Origin of the sequence: Noviherbaspirillum malthae (genome assembly GCF_015352985.1) — a bacterium.
GTDB lineage: Bacteria > Pseudomonadota > Gammaproteobacteria > Burkholderiales > Burkholderiaceae_D > Noviherbaspirillum > Noviherbaspirillum malthae.
This window is the reverse complement of sequence record NZ_JACYXF010000010.1, coordinates 125031-143372: the sequence shown is the minus strand read 5'-3', so window position 1 is coordinate 143372 and position 18342 is coordinate 125031. Positions and strand designations below refer to the sequence as shown.

Sequence of the window (18342 nt, the reverse complement as noted above, 5' to 3'; positions counted from 1 at the left end):
CGCCGTTGCAGCAAACAGCGGCCCAATCTCCGGCGCCGCGTTCCAAGCCGTTGATTTCCCTGTGTTTCCACATCAACGCCAACCTTGTGTCATCGGCGCTGGAACACAGAAATGGCTGCGCATGATCTATTCCATTTCTTTTATATACGCCCGCAGCATAACGACATGCAGAAATAGTCGTTCTCTTTATAACCTCCCAATGCAATTATTCGGTCTGCATAGTCGAATTTGTAATAAGAGGGAGCCATGGCGGTTGCTATACAACAATTAAAGGGAAAAAGCCGCAACGCGAGCGTGCTGCCGGGGTTCCGGCTTTCGCTCGGGTTTACGCTGTTTTATCTAGCCCTGATCGTGCTGATACCGCTTTCGGCGGTATTTCTCAAGACCTTCACCATGACCTGGGACGGCTTCATTGCGGCGGTCACGTCGGATCGCGTGGTGGCTTCCTACAAGCTGACCTTCGGCGCTTCGCTCATCGGCGCGACCCTGAACGTCTTCTTCGGCGGCATCGTGGCCTGGGTACTGGTGCGCTACCGCTTCCCCGGCAAGAAAATCATCGACGCGCTGGTCGATCTGCCTTTCGCGCTGCCGACCGCGGTGGCCGGCATTGCGCTCACCGCGCTGTACTCCGGCAACGGCTGGATAGGCCGCCACTTTGAGCCGCTCGGCATCAAGGTGGCCTTCACGCCGCTGGGCGTGATCGTCGCGCTGACTTTCATCGGCCTGCCTTTTGTCGTGCGCACGGTGCAGCCGGTGCTTGAAGAGGCCGAACGCGAACTGGAAGAAGCCGCAGCCAGCCTTGGCGCCAACCGGCTTCAAACGTTTGCCAAGGTCATTTTCCCGACCATTCTCCCGGCCCTGCTGACAGGCTTTGCGCTCGCTTTCGCTCGGGCCACCGGCGAGTACGGCTCGGTCATTTTCATCGCCGGCAACATGCCGATGATTTCCGAGATCACGCCGCTGTTCATCATTACCAAGCTGGAGCAGTACGACTATGCCGGCGCGACCGCCATTGCGGTCGTCATGCTCCTGCTGTCGTTCACGATGCTTCTGACGATTAACCTGCTGCAAGCCTGGACCCGCAAGCGCGGTCAGGTAGAAAGGACCTGACATGGCCGGCGCTGCCGTTTCCACATTGCCTGCGAGCGCTGCGCGCGCTGAGCCGGCTTATGCTCCCGCTGCTACCGTCGAGCCGGTCTGGGTCCGTACGCTGCTGATCAGCGTCGCACTGCTGTTCCTGACGCTGTTCCTGTTTGTGCCCTTGGCAGCCGTATTCGCCGAAGCGCTGCGCAAGGGTTGGGATGCCTACGTCGCCGCCATCGTCGAGCCGGATGCGTTGTCGGCGATCCGCCTGACCCTGATCACCGCCGCCATTGCGGTACCGCTGAACCTGGTATTCGGCGTGGCCGCCGCGTGGACCATTGCCAAGTTCGAGTTCCGCGGCAAGAACATCCTGCTGACCCTGATCGACCTGCCGTTCTCGGTCTCGCCGGTCATCTCGGGCCTGATCTATGTGCTGCTGTTCGGCGCCCAGGGCTGGTTCGGCCCGTGGCTGCGCGAGCATGACATCAAGATCCTGTTCGCCGTGCCGGGCATCGTGCTGGCTACGATTTTCGTGACCTTTCCCTTCGTGGCGCGCGAACTGATTCCGCTGATGCAGTCGCAGGGTACCGAAGAGGAAGAGGCCGCGCTGGTGCTCGGCGCTTCAGGCTGGCGCACCTTCTGGCATGTGACGCTGCCCAACATCAAATGGGGCCTGCTGTACGGCGTCATCCTGTGCAACGCACGTGCAATGGGCGAGTTCGGCGCGGTGTCGGTGGTATCCGGCCACATCCGCGGCGAGACCAACACCATGCCGCTGCAGGTCGAGATTCTCTATAACGAATACAACTTTGCCGCCGCCTTCGCCGTCGCGTCCCTGCTGGCCTTGCTGGCACTGGTCACGCTGGCGCTGAAGACCTTCGTCGAATGGCGCGCGCATGACAGCAACTTGAAACCTCTGCAAGAAGGGCAGGAATAATCATGGGTATCGAAGTCAGGAATATCAACAAGCGTTTCGGCAATTTCGTCGCCCTCAATGACGTCTCGCTCAACTTTCCGCCCGGCGAACTGACCGCGCTGCTCGGGCCTTCCGGCTGCGGCAAGACCACGCTGCTGCGCATCATCGCCGGCCTGGAGCAGCCGGATTCGGGCCAGGTGTTCCTCGACGGCGAGGATGCTTCCAGCCATCATGTGCGCGAGCGCCAGGTCGGTTTCGTGTTCCAGCACTACGCGCTGTTCAAGCACATGACGGTATTCGAGAACATCGCTTTCGGCCTGCGTGTCAAGCCGCGCAAGCTGCGTCCGTCGGAGACGCAGATCCGGCAGAAGGTGATGCAACTGCTGGAACTGGTGCAGCTCGACTGGCTGGCAGACCGCTACCCGCCGCAGCTGTCCGGCGGCCAGCGCCAGCGTATCGCGCTCGCCCGAGCGCTGGCGGTCGAGCCGCGCGTGCTGCTGCTGGACGAGCCTTTCGGCGCGCTCGACGCCAAGGTGCGCAAGGAACTGCGCCGCTGGCTGCGCCGCCTGCATGACGAACTGCACGTCACCAGCATCTTCGTTACGCACGACCAGGAAGAAGCGCTGGAAGTGGCCGACCAGATCGTGCTGATGAACAAGGGTCAGGTCGAGCAGATCGGCGCGCCGGATGCGGTGTACAACCATCCGGCCAGTCCGTTCGTCTACGGCTTCCTCGGCAACGTCAATCTCTTTCACGGCCGCGTACACCAGGGCGTGCTCGACAGCGGCGGCGTCGCCCTCGACGCGCCCGACCATGCGCATGCGGAGGATGCAAAGGGCATCGGATTCGTCCGTCCGCATGAACTGGAAATCGAGCGCTATACCACGGATGCGGAAGGCATTGTCGCCGTATTGCGCCGCGCCCACGCGATCGGCCCGCTGGCTCAGCTGGAGCTGGAGCGCGCTGACAACAAGGAAATGATCGAGGCAGTGATCTCCACCGAGCGTTATGCGCAGCTGGCGCTCAAGGAAGGCGAAGCGCTGGTGGTGCGGCCCAAGCGTCTGCGCGTGTTCGTAGACGAAGCCGTGTAAGGGAGAACGACCATGAATTTTCAGCAACTGCGCTCGATACGGGAAGCCGCGCGCCGGGGATACAACCTGACCGAGGTGGCCAATGTGCTGTTCACCTCGCAGCCGGGCGTGAGCCGCCAGATCCGCGAACTGGAAGAAGAGCTGGGCGTGGAAATCTTCGAGCGCAACGGCAAGCGCCTGACCGGCCTGACCGAACCCGGCAAGGGCATTCTGCAGATCATCGAAAGGCTTCTGCTCGAAGCCGAAAACCTGCGCCAGGCCAGCCAGGAATACGCCGGCGAGCGCAGCGGCACGCTCAGCGTCGCCACCACGCATACGCAGGCGCGCTACGTGCTGCCGCGCGTGGTGCAATCCTTCCGCGCTTCATTTCCGGATGTGCGCATCGCGCTGCAGCAGAGTTCGCCAGAGCATATCGCCGAATGGGTCATGTCCGGCAAGGCCGACATCGGCATCGCCACCGAAGGTCTGAGCCAGTTCGAGGAACTGGTATCGTTTCCCTGCTATCAGTGGAGCCACGTCGTGGTGGTGCCGGAAGGGCATCCGCTCGGACAGCTGAATCTGCTTTCGCTGGAAGACCTCGCGGCCTATCCGCTGATTACCTATGATGTCGGCTTCACCGGCCGCGGCCATATCGACGATGCATTCCGCCAGGCCGGCATTGCCGCCGATATTGTGCTCACGGCCATGGATTCGGACGTGATTCAGCAGTACGTGTCGCTGGGGCTGGGTGTGGGCATCGTCGCATCGATGGCGGTGGAGAACAGCCGCAACGCCAGCCTGCAAGCGCTGGAGGCAGCACATCTGTTCGCACCGAACGTGACCCGGCTTGCCGTGCGTCGCGGCGCCTACCTGCGCTCTTACACCTACGACTTCATCCTGCAGTTCGCGCCGGAGCTCAGGCGTGCCGACATTGAGACGGCGCTCAGCGCGGGTGCGTGAATCAAGGCGTCACAGGCCGTTGGGAAACAGCCTGAAAAGCTCGGCCAGGGAAGTCACGCCGAGCTTCTCGCGAATCTTCGCGCGGTGGAACTCGATGGTCTTGACACTGAGCTTCAGTTCCTCCGCCATGTAGCGGCTGGATTTTCCGTTCAGCAGAAGCCTCAGTACCTGCTGTTCCCGTTCGGTCAGTTCTTCAAGCGGTCCATTGCTGTTGAGCGCAATGTTTTCCTGGCCGCTCTGCCGCTTGCGCTGCGCGGCATCGGCTTCGAGCGCGGCCAGGACCGCCGGCACCAGTATCTCCGCTTCAAGCGGTTTTTCGATGAAATCGTAGGCGCCCTGCTTGAGCGCGCGTACCGCAATGGGCACGTCGGCATGGCCGCTCAGGAATATGACAGGAAGGGCGATGCGCCGTTTCGCGAGTTCTTCCTGCATGACGAGACCGCTCATTCCAGGCATCCGGATATCGAGCACGATGCAGCCCGACCAGTCGCGCCGGTAGGCGGTGAGGAAGGCGGCTGCCGAACCGAAGGTCTCCACGCTGATTTTCAGAGCCGTGAACAGCATGCGCAGCGAGTCCCGGATCGCATCGTCGTCATCGACGATATAGACAGTCTGGCCGTTCATTGATGTGTCTCCTGCGTATGGACGATGGGAAGGCGAAAGGAAAAGACGGTGCCTGCGCCGCCGAGGTCATGGTGTTCCAGCTGGCCATGGTGGGCTTCTACGATGGAACGGCAGATAGAAAGGCCGAGCCCCAGTCCGCCGGACTTGGTGGTAAAGAAGGCGTCATAGAGCTTGGCAGCGGCGTCGCTCGAGATACCTTCCCCGTTGTCCTGAACCGAAACGACGACAGCGCCGTCATCGACTGCCGTGGAAATGCCGATTCTTGGCATGTCGCGTCCGGCCGAACGTGCCGCATCCGCCGCATTGCTCAGCAGATTGACGATGACCTGTTCGATCAGCGTGGGATCCATCGATATCGGCACAAGACTTGCGGTCGCGCTGTCATCAACGTCAAGCAGGATGCCGCGCATGTCGGGCTCCATCGTCTGGACTGCATCACGAATCAGTGCGTTGATACCGGCGCTCAGCATCGATGGCGCGCGGCGCTGCAGAAAGCTTCTCGTCCTGCTGACGATTTCGCTGGCGCGTGCCGCCTGCGCCGCCGACTTGTCCAGCGAGGAAATTGCAGCAGCGATATCCGGCACATCCTGCGACAGCAGGATCTTTCCGGCGCTGTTGTAGGTAGTGATTGCCATCAGGGGCTGGTTCAGTTCGTGGCCGAGCATCGTGGCGATCTCCGCCAGCACTGCCATGCGCGAGGTCTTGCCGACCATTTCCCTGTGCCGGAACTTCAGCACCGCCGCTTCCTTCTGTTCCGTAATATCGGTGAGCACATGCAGATGCGCCAGTTCACGGGACTCCCAGCTGACCGGGCCGGCCTGCACGCCGAACGAGCGCCCCGATAGCCGGTCACGCGCCTCGTAGTAACTGAAGGAATGGCGGGCAAGGCCGGCATTTGCATTCATGGTGTCGCCCGTCGCGCAGATGCGCTGGCTGACGACATCGCCGTGCCGCCCCGCCAGATCCATGCCCAGCAGCCGTTCGAGCGGCTGGTTGGCGTACAGGATCTTGCCGTTCTGCTCGCTCGTTACGTAGACATAGGCGGCAAGGCCTTGCAGCACTTCCCGGAACCGTCTGTCTGCGTCTCCAAGCGCATCGTGAAGCCGTGCGAGCAGGAATACCGTGATCAGGAAGGTTGCTCCCAGAGCGCCGCCTTCCCAGAAATAGAACAGTTCGCTCGAGTAGCGATGGTCGGGATGAAAGCTGACGCTCCAGCTGACGACTGCGATGCCTGCGACGAAGATGCCGGCACGGATGCCCGCGCGCCAGGTGGCCACCGCGATGGGCAGCATGTACAAAACGGCAAGGCGCACCTCGTAGCCGGTAATCAGATCGGCTACGGCGATGACGCCGGCCATCAGCAGCGCAAGCGAAACGGTGCGCGCCGGGGTGCGGGTAGACGCCAGATAGAGGCGATGCAAGCCATGCAAGGAGAAGCTGTCTCGTTTCACGATGTCAAGAGTTGGTTTTCCTGTCCGAACTTCCCATCCTACCGTACCGGATATCGCATACCGCATTGCAGGCACGCTTGCGCATTACTACGTAGCCGCCACCTAGGGGAAACCCTAGCGGTACTTCTTCGGCTCCAACCTATACTCCGATCGGACATTTTGTTCGCGGCGAATCGTCAGCGAATTGCGTCAGATTGCTAATCTACATTAATGGACGGAGACGATGCTTCAAACACTTTTACAGGTGTCACGCTGGATCGACAGGCTGGGCGAGCGTGTCGGCAGGCTGGCAAACCTGATGATTCTGCTTTCCTGCCTGATCAGTGCGACCAATGCGCTGATCCGCTACGGCTTCGACTGGAGCAACAACTGGCCGCTTGAACTTCAGTGGTATTTGTTCGGTGCGTCGGTCATGCTCGGCGCTTCCTACACCTTCCAGCGCAACGAGCATGTGCGGGTCGACCTGATCTATGGTCACGTCTCCAAGCGCATGCAATTGTGGATCGACGTGCTCGGCGTCATCGCCTTTCTGCTTCCCGCCTGCATTCTCTTTGCCTGGCTGTCGTGGAAGGCGCTGTTCGTGCCTTCATGGGACATCATGGAACAGTCCGCCAACGCGGGCGGCCTTCCGCGCTATCCGATCAAGTTCATCGTGCCGCTGGGCTTCGGCATCCTCGCACTTCAAGGGATTTCCGAACTGATCAAGCGCATCGCTGCCCTGGCCGGTCAGGCCAGCTTCGAAACCGAATATGAAAGGCCGGTCCAATGATTCCGCTGGAGTATATGCCGCCGCTCATGTTCGGCGGCCTCGTGATCTTCATGCTGATCGGTTTTCCGGTCGCATTTTCCCTGCTGGCGCTGGGCCTGTTCTTCGGCTTCATATCGATCGAGCACGGCTTCTTCGGCCTCAATTACCTGCAGGCCGTTCCGCAGCGGATCTTCGGCAGCGTCATCGCCAACGACCTGCTGCTCGCGATTCCATTCTTTACCTTCATGGGCGCGATCCTGGAGAAATGCGGGCTGGCCGAGGAAATGCTCGATTCGATGGGACAGCTCTTCGGCACCGTACGCGGCGGCCTGGGCTACTCGGTCATCATGGTCGGCTTCATCCTCGGTGCGATCACCGGGACGGTGGCCGCCCAGGTGATCACGATGGCAATGATCTCGCTGCCGGTCATGATGCGCTATGGCTACAACATACGCTATACGACGGGCGTCCTGGCCGCATCCGGCACTATCACTCAGCTGGTGCCGCCGTCGCTGGTGCTGGTGGTCCTGGCCGACCAGCTGCGCACGCCGACCGCGAGCGCCGACGTCGGCAGCATGTATCTCGGTGCATGGGGCCCGTCGCTGGTGCAGATCGGCCTGTTCGTGCTGTACACCTTCATCCTGACGCGCATCAAACCCGACTGGCTGCCGGCGATTCCGAAGCAGGACCGGACCCTGCAGGGATGGGCGCTGTGGCGCCAATGCATGAAGGGCATCATTCCCTCGGCCGTGCTCATCTTCATGGTGCTGGGTACGATGATGCTGGGCATCGCAACACCGACCGAATCCGGCGCGATGGGCGCGCTAGGTGCGGTCGTGCTGGCTGTCGTGCGGCATCCGATGTTCTCCAGGCTCGACAGCAAGTTTTTCCGGGTCGGCATGGCGGGCCTTGCCGTCGCCACGATTATTGGCCTGGTCTTCCACGAAAAGAATACCGGCATCAGCGACAACATCAAGCCCTTCCTCCAGGCCACGCTGCTGGTGGTGTATGTCGCTATCGCCTGGCTGATCTACCGCGCCACGCGCATCAAGGATCTGCGCGATCTCATCGTGCTCGGCTACCAGTCCACGATGCGGCTGACCTCCATGGTGGTCTTCATCCTGATCGGTTCCACCTGCTTCTCGGTAGTCTTCATGGGCGTGGACGGCGGCCTCTGGGTGGAGCATCTGTTCACCTCGCTTCCCGGCGGCTGGATCGGCTTCCTGGTCGTGGTCAACCTGTTCATTTTCTTCCTTGCCTTCTTCCTCGACTTCTTCGAGATCGCCTTCATCGTGGTACCGATGATCGCCCCGGTCGCGGAAATGGTGCTGGCGCCGGTGCTGATCGAGCAGATGGGTACGCCGGAAGCTGCGGCATCCGCTGCCCTGGTGTGGTTCGGCGTCATGCTGTGCGTGAACATGCAGACCTCGTTCATGCATCCGCCTTTCGGCTTCGCACTGTTCTATCTGCGCGGCGTGGCGCCGAAGGAAGTGAAGAGCTCGGATATCTACTGGGGAGCGATACCCTGGGTAGTCCTGCAGATCGTGATGGTCGGCCTGGTTGCTGCGTGGCCTGCGATGGTGACCGGGCTGCTGGACAAGGGAACGGTTACCGATACGTCCGAAGGCCTGGTCATCGAACAACCTGCACAGGAGAATTCGGACTGGCCGGGAAGTCCCGAGAAGGAACTCCAGTTCAGCACCGAACCGGAGAAAGAGGCGCCTCGATGAACGGCGTCTGAAATCAGCAAGGCACCGGCGGGCGGCATCTACCTTGCCGCCCGCTGTCGTCTGATTGCGGAGCGAAATGCATCAATGCGGGTAAGCACAAGCTTCTACGAGACTGTCGTGACAAATTCCGAAGGCGTGGCGCGGATCAAGTCCATGCAGCGCATCCGGACGGCGTGCGACAGCCTGGAAAAGGCCGGCAGCCAGGAGCAATACACGATCGCGGACGTCGGGCGATATTGCGAGCAGCGGTGGGGCGGCCCCAAGGCGCAGAGCATCCGCAATTCGCCTGCAGTACTGGCCAGATACATCCGCCTGCGCATTGCCGAGCACATGCTGGCATGCTCAGAAAGCATGCGCAGCGACGTGGAGCCCCTCGACCTGAGCGATGCGAACAAGGCACAGGAGCAATATCTGCTTGCCCTGGGCGAGATCGAGAAGCTGGAGCGCGATATCGCCAGATACCGGGCCCGTATCGACGGGTACCGCGATGATGTCGCCGAGGAGCTTGTCGAAATTTCAAAAAAACAGGCCTGATTCAAAGCAGGCATTTCAATGAAAACAGCCCTGCGGGCGGAGTGGCGCCGACAGGGCTGAGTGACTGCACTGATGACGCCCAGATCGTGTTTGGCGACCAGGGCTGCAATGCGGTGTTACGGCATGACGGGCTTCTTCGCTGCCTGTTTTGCGCGCACATCCTTGATCGTGCGTTCCATGATGGTGATGCGGTAGCCGGTTGAGGGATGCAGCGCCGTATAGGCATTCAGCGTGCCGGGCGGATACTGGGCCGCCAGTCGGCGCCAGAACGGCACGACGCCGTCGAGCTTGTAGTTGGCGCGCGCCAGCATGTACATCGCGAGCTTGTCCGCCATCGCATCCAGATCCTGCGGCATCGGCTTGATGCCGGCCAGGCCGTTCATGGTGCTCATGTCGGGGCGGATGCGAGTCAGGTTGTCGATGATGCCGCCGGCGGTGGCGCTGGTGCGCTGCCGCGCCGGATGGGCCAGCGCATTGTGGGCCATTTCCTTGGCCAGCACGTAGGCCAGTTCGTCGTCGGTGCGGGCAAAATTCATCAGGCCGCGCGTGACCAGCACGCGGTGCCCGTCGGAATAAGCATTGACGTTGTCGGTGTTGCCGAGTTCGAAACCATAGGCGCAGGCATAGGTGAGCGGCACGTTGATCGCCACTTCCTCGCCCTGGCGCAGCAGGGAAAGCTTGACGCTGGAACGTCCGGTCACGATTGGTGCGAGGATGGTGGCGGCCTGGCGCTCGGCATTCTCGCCTTCCGGCAGACGCTGTCCCTCGACCGCGAGGATGCCGTCACCTGGGCGCACGCCGGCGCGCGCGGCCGCGCTGCCTTCGAGCACGCCCATGATCTGCAGCCGGTCGCCCAGGCCGAGCGCCTGCTGCGCTGCAGCGACATACTCCTTCGAATAGGAATAACGGTTCTTCGCCGTGAAACCCAGCAGGTTGCGGGCATTGGCCTTGCACAGCTCGGAATTGTTGACGATCAGCGGCGCCGCGACCCGGTACAGGCGGTCCTGCAGCGCCACCAGCGATTTCAGCGTCAGTTCTTCCTGGGTCGGCACCGCAGGAGCGGCGGGACGTGCCGCCTGTTCCGCCGGGCGAGGCATTGCGGCAGGCTCGGTGGTATTTGTCGTGCTGGTGGCGCATGCCGCGAGCAGCAGGGCCGCGGGCATGAATGCAAGGCGCTTGCCCGCCGAGGACAGCCGCTGCGATGAAAACAAGCGGGCCAGCCGCTTATCGGAAAGCATCAATCATTCTCCCTTAATGTTTGCCCGTGCTGCCGAAGCCGCCGCTGCCGCGTTCGCTGTCGCCGAATTCCTCGACCACGTTGAATCCGACCTGCAGGACCGGCACGATCACGAGTTGGGCCAGCCGCTCCATCGGATTGAGCGTAAAGTCGGTCTGGCCGCGGTTCCATGTAGAGACCATCAACTGGCCCTGGTAATCGGAATCGATCAGCCCGACCAGATTACCCAGCACGATACCGTGCTTGTGGCCCATGCCGCTGCGCGGCAGGATCATTGCGGCATAGCCGGGGTCGGCGATATGGATCGCCAGTCCGGTCGGAATCAGGTGGGTTTGACCCGCCTTGATGGTCAGCGGCGCATCGATGCAGGCCCGCAGGTCGAGTCCGGCGCTGCCCGGGGTGGCGTAGGCAGGCAGTTGTTCCTTCATGCGCGGGTCGAGAATCTTGACGTCAATGGTTTTCATGAATGGTAAGAATAAATGGAGGCATTCGGCGCTCGCGCCGCTCATTACAAAAAGATACAGCTTGATTCGTTCTTATTGATCCGGTCCGAAAATAGGTCGGGCCGGATCATTAACCGAGGCGGCGCGCAATCTCGCCGACCAGAACCCGGCCGAGCGTGCGCTTGTCGGCGCGCGGCAGGCGCTGATGGCCGGCATCGTCGAACAGCACGAGTTCGTTTTCATCCTTGCCGAAGGTCTGGTGGCCGATATTGCCGACGAGGAGGGGAATGCCCTTGCGCCTGCGTTTTTCCTCGCCGTACTCCAGCAGCTTTTCCGACTCGGCCGCAAAGCCGACGCAGTACGGCTTGTCCGGCAGGGCGGCGACGGCGGCGAGGATGTCGGGATTCTGCGCGAACTCAAGCTGCGGCACGTCGCCGGCGCCGGTCTTCTTCAGCTTCTGCTCGCTGGCATTGGCGACGCGCCAGTCCGCCACGGCGGCCACCGCGATGAAGATATCGTTACCGGCGGCGCGCGACAGCACCACGTCGTGCATCTGCTGCGCGGTCTGCACATTGATGCGGTGTACGCCGTAGGGCGTCTCGAGCGCGGTGGGGCCGGAAACAAGAGTGACCTCGGCACCGGCCTCGCGCGCGGCGCGGGCGATCGCGTAACCCATCTTGCCCGAGGAGAGATTGGTGATGCCGCGTACCGGATCGATGGGCTCGAAGGTGGGACCCGCGGTCAGCAGCACGCGCTTGCCGGCAAGCGCCTTGGATTGGAAGGAGGCGATGATTTCCTCGAGCAGCTGCTCCGGTTCCAGCATGCGGCCCATACCGGTTTCGCCGCAGGCCTGTTCCCCGGCATCGGGGCCGAGCAGGGCGATGCCGTCGGCGCGCAGCTGGGCGGCATTGCGCTGGGTGGCCGGGTTCTGCCACATTTCCACGTTCATCGCCGGCGCGACCATGAGCGGCACGGTTATCGGACGCGCCACGCATAGCGTCGACAGCAGGTCGTCGCAGGCGCCGTGCGCGAGCTTGAACATGAAATCGGTCGAGCAGGGGGCGATCACGATGGCATCCGCATCGCGCGTGAGATCGATATGCGGCATGTTGTTGGCAATGCGGTCATCCCACTGGTCGGTGTAGACGGTGCGGCCCGACAGCGCCTGCATGGTTACCGGCGTGATGAAATGCGTGGCCGCCCTAGTCATGACCACCTGCACGCTGGCGCCCGCCTTGCTCAAGCCGCGGGTAAGTTCGGCGGCCTTGTAGCAGGCGACGCCTCCGGTGAGGCCAAGAACGATTCTTTTACCGGCAAGGTCCATGCGAAGCTCTCTGAAGTGGATTCCGATCGGGCAAGTGTAGCAGCGTCGGCCGCATGATACCTGCGGCTACTTGCCGACCCGCCGCAGCTCATCGATGATGAACAGGGCGGCACCCCCGACGATCGCCATGTCGGCCACGTTGAACGCGGGCCAGTGCGGCAGGCTGGAATTGGGAATGTAGAAATCGAGGAAGTCGATCACGTGGCCGTAGACCACCCGGTCGATCAGGTTGCCGACCGCGCCGCCGAGGATCAGCGCCAGCGCCCAGCAGAACAGCCGCTGCCCCGCGTGGCGCTTGAGCAGGTAGACGATGAAGACGGCGGCGCCGATGGCGATTGCGGTGAAGATGTAGCGCTGCCAGCCGCCTTCGTCGGCGAGGAAGCTGAATGCCGCACCCTTGTTGTAGGCCAGCACGAGGTTGAAAAAGGAAGTGACGGGACGCGATTCGCCGAACACGAACAGCTTGTTGATCGTGACCTTGGTGATCTGGTCGATCAGGATGATGATGGCAGCGATGCCGAGCCAGGGAGCGATGCTGCTCTTCGGGCTCGCGGAAAGGGTCTTGAAGCTCTTTTGTTTGGATGCCATGTCGGTTGCGAAGAGTTGCGGTCGGCAGGGAACACCGACCGGTTGAATGTGTGCCCTGCAGGACGGCGCAAGCGTTTCGAGTGGGCATGATGCCTTCCCGAAGAGCGCCCGCGCCGAGGCGTCGTCAAGCGTACTTGCGCGCCTCGCCCTTGCCGAACAGGTTGCTGACGCAGCGTCCGCAGATGCCCGGATGATCGGCATGGGCGCCGACATCCGCGCGGTAATGCCAGCAGCGTTCGCACTTCTGGTAAGCCGACGGCGTGACGGTGACGCCTTCTTCCGCCTCGCTGCCGACCTGGGTCACTTTCGCCTGCGAAGTGATGAACACGAACTTCAGGTCGCCGCCGAGGCTGTTGAGCAGCGCGAACTTGTTGCCGCTGGCCTTGATCTCGATCTCTGCCTGCAGCGACGAGCCGATGCCGCCGGCGACGCGCACTTCTTCCAGCTGCTTGGTGACCGAGGTCCGCACTTCGCGCAGCGCGGCGAAGCGTGCCAGCAGGCTGGCCGCATCCGCGATCTCGGGCAGGGCGTAGTAGGTCTGGGTGAAGATGGTCTCGTCGCTTTCGGCATAGCCTTCCGCACCGGCGAATACCGCCCACGCCTCTTCGGAGGTGAACGACAGGATCGGCGCCATCACGCGCAGCAGCGCCTGGGTGATGTGCCAGATCGCGGTCTGCGCGGAGCGGCGCGCGGCCGAGGTCGTGCCGCCGGTGTACAGGCGGTCCTTCAGGATGTCGAGGTAGAAGCCGCCGAGGTCTTCCGAGCAGTAGCCCTGCAGCTTGGCCACCACCGGATGGAATTCGAACACTTCATAATGCTGCAGCAGCTCCGCCTGCAGTTCCGCCATGCGGGCGATGGCATAACGGTCGATCTCGAGCAGTTCGGCAACCGGCACCGCATCCTTCTTCGGATCGAAGTCGGAGGTGTTGGCCAGCAGGAAGCGCAGGGTGTTGCGGATGCGGCGATAGGCTTCCACCACGCGCTTGAGGATTTCATCGGAGATCGACAGTTCGCCGGAATAGTCGGTCGAAGCCACCCACAGGCGCAGGATTTCCGCACCCAAGGTGTCGGACACCTTCTGCGGTGCCACCACGTTGCCCTTGGACTTCGACATCTTCTTGCCTTCGCCGTCGACCACGAAGCCGTGGGTCAGCAGCGCCTTGTAGGGCGGCTGGCCGTTGATCATCGACGAGGTCAGCAGCGAGGAATGGAACCAGCCGCGGTGCTGGTCCGAGCCTTCCAGGTAAAGGTCGGCCGGAAACTGCGACTGCTCCGCATGGGAGCCGCGCAGCACCGTCTGGTGCGTAGTACCCGAATCGAACCAGACATCCAGCGTGTCCTTGTTCTTCACATACATGTCGGCATCCGCGCCGAGCAGTTCCTTCGGATCGAGCGCCTGCCAGGCTTCGATGCCTTTCTCGGCGACGCGCCTGGCCACTTCCTCCAGCAGCTCGGGCGTGCGCGGATGCAGCTCGCCGGTTTCCTTGTGCACGAAGAAGGCCATCGGCACGCCCCACTGGCGCTGGCGCGACAGGGTCCAGTCGGGCCGGTTGGCGATCATGCCGTGCAGGCGGGCCTTGCCCCAGCTCGGGAAGAAGGCGGTCGCCTCGATGCCGGCCAGCGCGGTTTCGCGCAGCGTCGGCCCGCCGTCTTTCGGCACGCTGTCCATGCCGGCGAACCACTGCGAGGTGGCGCGGTAGATGATCGGCGTCTTGTGGCGCCAGCAGTGCATGTAGCTGTGCGGCTTGATGCCGAAGCCGAACAGTGCGCCGACTTCGGTGAGCTTGTCGCAGATGGGCTTGGATGCGTCCCAGATGCCCATGCCGCCGAAGAAGGGCAGCCAGGAAGCATACTTGCCGTCGCCCATGACGGGATTGAGGATTTCATCGTCGCGCATGCCGTGCGCCTTGCACGACAGGAAGTCTTCCACGCCGTAGGCAGGCGCGGAGTGGACGATGCCGGTACCGGCATCCAGCGTCACGTATTCGCCGAGATAGACCGGCGAGAAGCGGTTGTAGGCCGGATCAAGGTCGGCGAAGGGATGGCGGAAGCGCACATGCGCGAGCTTCGTGCCGGTGGTTTCGCCGAGCACGGCGGCGGTGACGGGGGGCGTTCCAGCTTCCTTGTCGGCGCCTTTCTCCGCGATGTCCTTCAGGAAGGCCTCGACCAGTTCGGCGGCAACGATGACATGCTTGCCGCTGTGCCGGCCGGATTCCAGCTTCAGCAGGCGGTAATTGAATTCCGGATGAACGTTCAGCGCCTGGTTGGACGGGATGGTCCAGGGCGTGGTGGTCCAGATGATCGCATAGACCGGTTCGGCCGGAAGCGAAGCCAGGCCGAAGGCGTCGGCCAGCTTGTCGCGGTCTGCGGCGGGGAAGCCGACATAGATTTCCGGGTCGCGCTTGTCCTGGTATTCCACTTCCGCTTCGGCCAGCGCCGAGCCGCAGTCGAAGCACCAGTTCACCGGCTTCAGGCCGCGGTAGACATAGCCTTTTTCCAGGATGGTGCCGAGCGCGCGGATCTCGTCGGCCTCGTTGCCGAAGTTCATGGTCTTGTAAGGATTGTCCCACTCGCCGAGTACGCCCAGGCGGATGAAGTCCTTCTTCTGGCGCTCGATCTGCTCGGACGCATAGGCGCGCGACTTGGCCAGCACTTCCGCCGTCGGCAGGTTCTTGCCGAACTGCTTCTCGATCTGGATTTCGATCGGCATGCCGTGGCAGTCCCAGCCCGGCACGTACTGGGCGTCGAAACCGGCCATGTTGCGGGCCTTGACGATCATGTCCTTCAAGATCTTGTTGACCGCATGGCCGATATGGATGTCGCCGTTCGCATACGGCGGACCGTCGTGCAGGATGAACTTGGGACGGCCCTTGGACGCCTTGCGGATGCGCTGGTAGATCTTCTTATCCTGCCATTCCTTTACCCACTTCGGTTCGCGCTTGGCGAGATCGCCGCGCATGGGGAAGGCGGTTTCGGTCAGGTTGACCGGATACTTGTTTTTTTGCTCGGACATGGTGGTTTCAATCGTAAAAATTCTGTGGATCAAACGGGCGGATGAAGCACTAGGGCGCGTCTGATCGTCAAATTCGGTCGGTGGCGGACACCGCGAGCGTTTCGCGTTCCTTGAAGAACTGGCGTGCCTGCTGGACGTCGCGATCGATCGCGGCCGTCAGCGTCGGAAGATCGACATACTTTTCCTCGTCGCGCAGCTTCTTCAGGAATTCGACGCGCACGACTTTTCCGTAGCACTGCTCGGCATAATTGAACAGGTAGGTCTCCAGCAGCACGCGGCCGCCGTCCTCGACGGTCGGCCGCACGCCGAGGCTGGCCACGCCCGGAAGCGGATGGTCCGCGAGCCCGTGCACCTGCACGACGAAGATGCCCGACAGCGCGGGGCGCTTGTGGGCGATGCGCAGGTTCATGGTCGGGAAGCCGATGGTGCGCCCGAGCTTCTTGCCGTGGATGACATGCCCGGAAATCGCATAGGGATGACCCAGCAGCCGGGCCGCGAGCGGGAAGTCGCTGGCTGCGAGCGCGGCGCGCACCGCCGAGGAGGAAATGCGCACGCCGTCATTGGTGACGGCCGGCATCGCCTCGACGTGAAAACCGTACTTCTTGCCGGCCTCGATCAGGCTGGCGACGTTGCCGGCGCGCTTGGAGCCGTAGCAGAAATCCTCGCCGACCATCAGCCATTTCACGTGCAGGCCCTCGACCAGCACCTTTTCCACGAAGTCTTGCGGCGACATCGATGCGAAATGGGCGCTGAAATGCTCGACGATGACCCGGTCGATGCCGGCATTGGACAGGGACTGCAGCTTGTCGCGCAGGTTGGCGATGCGGGTCGGGGCGCGCGACAGGTCGCCGGCGAGGCGGGCGAAGAATTCGCGCGGATGCGGCTCGAAGGTCATGACCGCTGCCTCGACGCCGAGCCGCGTCGCCGCTTCGCGCACGTGCGCCAGCAGGGCCTGGTGGCCGCGATGCACGCCGTCGAAGTTGCCGATGGTCAGCGCGCAGGGCGCGCGCGATTCGGCGTTGGGAAGTCCGCGAAATACCTTCATGGGAATGGCCCGGAGATCTCTGATGCAAAACCAGTGATTATAAGCGCTTTCCCGTGCTTTTCCGCTTCGCAAGCCGGGGCGTCATGCCGAAAAGTCAATGCAGCACGCGACGCTCCCGCCCGGGATCGGCGAGCGGGTCCTGCCGGTAGTAGGCTTTCAGCAGGCGGAAAACGTCAGGATAGGCGCTGGCCAGCGGTTCGGGATGGACGAAGAAGGCTTCCGAGGCGACCGCGAAGAATTCCGCCGGATGCCTTGCCGCGTAAGGGTCCAGCGGCAGGCCGGCGGCCAGTTCGTCGTAGTAGGCGGCGTGGGCGTCGATGGTGTCGTCGAAATCCTCGGGCAGCCGCGATTCGAGCAGTTCCACATGTTCGTGAAAATCCTCGTAGGCGGCGCTGAAGACGTCGCGCCATTCGGTCGCATCCAGATCCTTGTGCCAATCCGGGAAAAAAGGCGGATAGCCGTTCGGCACGCCGGTGGTCATGTCGATCTTGTGGGCGAATTCGTGAATGACCACGTTATAGCCCGGCACGTCGACATCTTCCGCATCCTCCCAGGAGAGCACAACGGCGCCGCCGGCATCGATGGCTTCGCCGGAAACCGGTTCTTGCCATTCATGCACCACGCCGGCCTCGTCGACTTCGGTCTGGGGAATGATGAAGGCGTCGGGATAAACGATGATCCCCGCCATGTCGTCGTACAGGTCGAGGCTGAGATTGAGGATGGGCAGGCAGGCCTGGGCGGCGATCAGGACCGCGATTTCGTCCGACAGCAGGAAGCCGCCGGCGCCGGTCACGGTCTTGCGGTGGAGCAGGTCCTCGCACAAGGCCTTGAGGCGCGCCAGATCGGCTTCGCCCAGCCGGTCCAGAAACGGCAGGCGTGCCACGCATGCCTGCCAGAGCGAATCGGGAATACTGGGCTTATCCCGGAAGAGAAGATTCTTTAACCATTGCATGCCGTCATTGTCGCGGAATTTTCGGCAACGTGCCTATCGCCGTGATGGGTATGCCAGAGGCCGGCAAACCTCCAGCCTCTTCAATCAATGATAGCCGCCCATGAAATGATCGAGCAGGGCGCTCATGTTGCCGAGGCCGCCCTGGGGAACTTGGCCGGAAGGCGTCAGCTGGTCGATCAGGTCGGGCAGCATCTCGCTCAGATGCTCGGCCGCTTCATGCTCGGTATAGCCGGTTTCTTCCGCGATCTGCTGCAGATGGCCTTCTCCCAGGACCCGTTCCATCTGGGTTGCCGTCAGCGCGACGTTCGGTCCGGCGCTGATCCAGGAGCGGATGACGCTGCCAAGGCCGGCTTCCTGGAATTTCTCGACCAATCCGTGCAGGCCGCCGGTCTGGCCGTTGTTGGCGATGAGCGCCAGCGCCGCCTGCAGGAGCCGCGTGCGGGAATCCATCAGCGGCAGATGATTGTCTCCAAGCATGTCGAATGCCTTGTCCAGCAGTCCCATGAGTGCCTCCAGATGCAGATTGAATAAAGCAGCACCTTAGGGCAATTGAAGGATTTGCGCGTGGCAATCGAGCCGAAGTTTGATCTCCGTTTAAAGGCGGAAAAGTTCCGCCGGAACACT

The 18342-nt window shown here is 62.3% G+C and carries 17 protein-coding genes; 7 read left to right on the top strand and 10 right to left on the bottom strand.

What is annotated here, in order from left to right; all coding sequences use genetic code 11:
• Positions 1 to 246: 246 nt before the first annotated feature.
• The 4 genes from cysT to IGW03_RS15450 are packed head-to-tail and all read left to right on the top strand — an operon-like array spanning position 247 to position 4029.
• Positions 247 to 1110, top strand: a complete 864-nt coding sequence (gene cysT / locus IGW03_RS15465) for a sulfate ABC transporter permease subunit CysT (protein WP_194723458.1) — start codon at positions 247 to 249, stop codon at positions 1108 to 1110.
• Position 1111: 1 nt separating this feature from the next.
• Complete coding sequence (gene cysW, locus IGW03_RS15460; RefSeq protein WP_194723457.1) at positions 1112 to 2020, top strand: sulfate ABC transporter permease subunit CysW; 909 nt, start codon at positions 1112 to 1114, stop codon at positions 2018 to 2020.
• 2 nt (positions 2021 to 2022) lie between these two features.
• On the top strand, positions 2023 to 3090 hold the full coding sequence (locus tag IGW03_RS15455) for a sulfate/molybdate ABC transporter ATP-binding protein (RefSeq protein WP_194723456.1): 1068 nt from the start codon (positions 2023 to 2025) through the stop codon (positions 3088 to 3090).
• Between the two features lie 12 nt (positions 3091 to 3102).
• Positions 3103 to 4029 (top strand): CysB family HTH-type transcriptional regulator, encoded by a 927-nt coding sequence (locus IGW03_RS15450; RefSeq protein WP_194723455.1) that lies wholly within the window; start codon positions 3103 to 3105, stop codon positions 4027 to 4029.
• Positions 4030 to 4038: 9 nt separating this feature from the next.
• On the opposite strand, the gene IGW03_RS15445 is transcribed toward IGW03_RS15450, so the two are convergent.
• Together IGW03_RS15445 and IGW03_RS38905 are read right to left on the bottom strand one after the other, a co-directional pair.
• Positions 4039 to 4653 (bottom strand): response regulator transcription factor, encoded by a 615-nt coding sequence (locus IGW03_RS15445; RefSeq protein ID WP_194723454.1) that lies wholly within the window; start codon positions 4651 to 4653, stop codon positions 4039 to 4041.
• A complete protein-coding gene (locus IGW03_RS38905) occupies positions 4650 to 6104 on the bottom strand; it encodes a sensor histidine kinase (RefSeq protein ID WP_194723453.1) in 1455 nt (484 codons plus the stop codon). The genes IGW03_RS15445 and IGW03_RS38905 overlap by 4 nt, the downstream gene beginning before the upstream one ends.
• Before the next feature lie 223 nt (positions 6105 to 6327).
• Between IGW03_RS38905 and IGW03_RS15435 the strand changes: the two genes are divergently transcribed.
• The 3 genes from IGW03_RS15435 (at position 6328) to IGW03_RS15425 (ending at position 9116) form a co-directional block, all read left to right on the top strand.
• Positions 6328 to 6873 (top strand): TRAP transporter small permease subunit, encoded by a 546-nt coding sequence (locus tag IGW03_RS15435; protein ID WP_194723452.1) that lies wholly within the window; start codon positions 6328 to 6330, stop codon positions 6871 to 6873.
• The gene (locus IGW03_RS15430) at positions 6870 to 8582 is read left to right on the top strand and encodes a TRAP transporter large permease (protein WP_194723451.1); all 1713 of its coding nucleotides are present in this window, start codon (positions 6870 to 6872) and stop codon (positions 8580 to 8582) included. Before IGW03_RS15435 ends, IGW03_RS15430 begins: the two co-directional genes overlap by 4 nt.
• 117 nt (positions 8583 to 8699) lie before the next feature.
• Positions 8700 to 9116, top strand: a complete 417-nt coding sequence (locus tag IGW03_RS15425; RefSeq protein WP_194723450.1) for a hypothetical protein — start codon at positions 8700 to 8702, stop codon at positions 9114 to 9116.
• A gap of 116 nt (positions 9117 to 9232) precedes the next feature.
• Here the strand turns inward: IGW03_RS15425 and IGW03_RS15420 are convergent, their stop codons facing one another.
• The 8 genes from IGW03_RS15420 to IGW03_RS15385 all read right to left on the bottom strand — a co-directional run bounded on the left by IGW03_RS15420 (position 9233) and on the right by IGW03_RS15385 (position 18222).
• On the bottom strand, positions 9233 to 10354 hold the full coding sequence (locus IGW03_RS15420) for a M48 family metalloprotease (RefSeq protein ID WP_323744984.1): 1122 nt from the start codon (positions 10352 to 10354) through the stop codon (positions 9233 to 9235).
• 13 nt (positions 10355 to 10367) lie between these two features.
• A complete protein-coding gene (gene dut, locus IGW03_RS15415) occupies positions 10368 to 10817 on the bottom strand; it encodes a dUTP diphosphatase (RefSeq protein ID WP_194723449.1) in 450 nt (149 codons plus the stop codon).
• A gap of 109 nt (positions 10818 to 10926) precedes the next feature.
• A complete protein-coding gene (coaBC, locus tag IGW03_RS15410; RefSeq protein WP_194723448.1) occupies positions 10927 to 12120 on the bottom strand; it encodes a bifunctional phosphopantothenoylcysteine decarboxylase/phosphopantothenate--cysteine ligase CoaBC in 1194 nt (397 codons plus the stop codon).
• Positions 12121 to 12186: 66 nt separating this feature from the next.
• The gene (gene lspA, locus IGW03_RS15405; RefSeq protein ID WP_194723447.1) at positions 12187 to 12708 is read right to left on the bottom strand and encodes a signal peptidase II; all 522 of its coding nucleotides are present in this window, start codon (positions 12706 to 12708) and stop codon (positions 12187 to 12189) included.
• Positions 12709 to 12832: 124 nt separating this feature from the next.
• Positions 12833 to 15721, bottom strand: coding sequence for an isoleucine--tRNA ligase (gene ileS / locus IGW03_RS15400; protein WP_194723446.1), 2889 nt, complete (start codon positions 15719 to 15721; stop codon positions 12833 to 12835).
• 67 nt (positions 15722 to 15788) lie between these two features.
• A complete protein-coding gene (locus tag IGW03_RS15395) occupies positions 15789 to 16766 on the bottom strand; it encodes a bifunctional riboflavin kinase/FAD synthetase (protein WP_194723445.1) in 978 nt (325 codons plus the stop codon).
• Between the two features lie 94 nt (positions 16767 to 16860).
• On the bottom strand, positions 16861 to 17718 hold the full coding sequence (locus tag IGW03_RS15390; RefSeq protein ID WP_194723444.1) for a M90 family metallopeptidase: 858 nt from the start codon (positions 17716 to 17718) through the stop codon (positions 16861 to 16863).
• Positions 17719 to 17802: 84 nt separating this feature from the next.
• On the bottom strand, positions 17803 to 18222 hold the full coding sequence (locus tag IGW03_RS15385; protein WP_194723443.1) for a YidB family protein: 420 nt from the start codon (positions 18220 to 18222) through the stop codon (positions 17803 to 17805).
• Between the last annotated feature and the right edge of the window lie 120 nt (positions 18223 to 18342).

Excerpts from the sequence above, each read along its gene's own strand:
- cysT (WP_194723458.1), top strand. The coding sequence starts at position 247 with ATGGCGGTTGCTATACAACAATTAAAGGGAAAAAGCCGCAACGCGAGC.
- cysW (WP_194723457.1), top strand. The coding sequence starts at position 1,112 with ATGGCCGGCGCTGCCGTTTCCACATTGCCTGCGAGCGCTGCGCGCGCT.
- IGW03_RS15455 (WP_194723456.1), top strand. The coding sequence starts at position 2,023 with ATGGGTATCGAAGTCAGGAATATCAACAAGCGTTTCGGCAATTTCGTC.
- IGW03_RS15450 (WP_194723455.1), top strand. The coding sequence starts at position 3,103 with ATGAATTTTCAGCAACTGCGCTCGATACGGGAAGCCGCGCGCCGGGGA.
- IGW03_RS15445 (WP_194723454.1), bottom strand. The coding sequence starts at position 4,653 with ATGAACGGCCAGACTGTCTATATCGTCGATGACGACGATGCGATCCGG.
- IGW03_RS15435 (WP_194723452.1), top strand. The coding sequence starts at position 6,328 with ATGCTTCAAACACTTTTACAGGTGTCACGCTGGATCGACAGGCTGGGC.
- IGW03_RS15430 (WP_194723451.1), top strand. The coding sequence starts at position 6,870 with ATGATTCCGCTGGAGTATATGCCGCCGCTCATGTTCGGCGGCCTCGTG.
- IGW03_RS15420 (WP_323744984.1), bottom strand. The coding sequence starts at position 10,354 with ATGCTTTCCGATAAGCGGCTGGCCCGCTTGTTTTCATCGCAGCGGCTG.
- dut (WP_194723449.1), bottom strand. The coding sequence starts at position 10,817 with ATGAAAACCATTGACGTCAAGATTCTCGACCCGCGCATGAAGGAACAA.
- coaBC (WP_194723448.1), bottom strand. The coding sequence starts at position 12,120 with ATGGACCTTGCCGGTAAAAGAATCGTTCTTGGCCTCACCGGAGGCGTC.
- lspA (WP_194723447.1), bottom strand. The coding sequence starts at position 12,708 with ATGGCATCCAAACAAAAGAGCTTCAAGACCCTTTCCGCGAGCCCGAAG.
- ileS (WP_194723446.1), bottom strand. The coding sequence starts at position 15,721 with ATGTCCGAGCAAAAAAACAAGTATCCGGTCAACCTGACCGAAACCGCC.
- IGW03_RS15395 (WP_194723445.1), bottom strand. The coding sequence starts at position 16,766 with ATGAAGGTATTTCGCGGACTTCCCAACGCCGAATCGCGCGCGCCCTGC.
- IGW03_RS15390 (WP_194723444.1), bottom strand. The coding sequence starts at position 17,718 with ATGCAATGGTTAAAGAATCTTCTCTTCCGGGATAAGCCCAGTATTCCC.
- IGW03_RS15385 (WP_194723443.1), bottom strand. The coding sequence starts at position 18,222 with ATGGGACTGCTGGACAAGGCATTCGACATGCTTGGAGACAATCATCTG.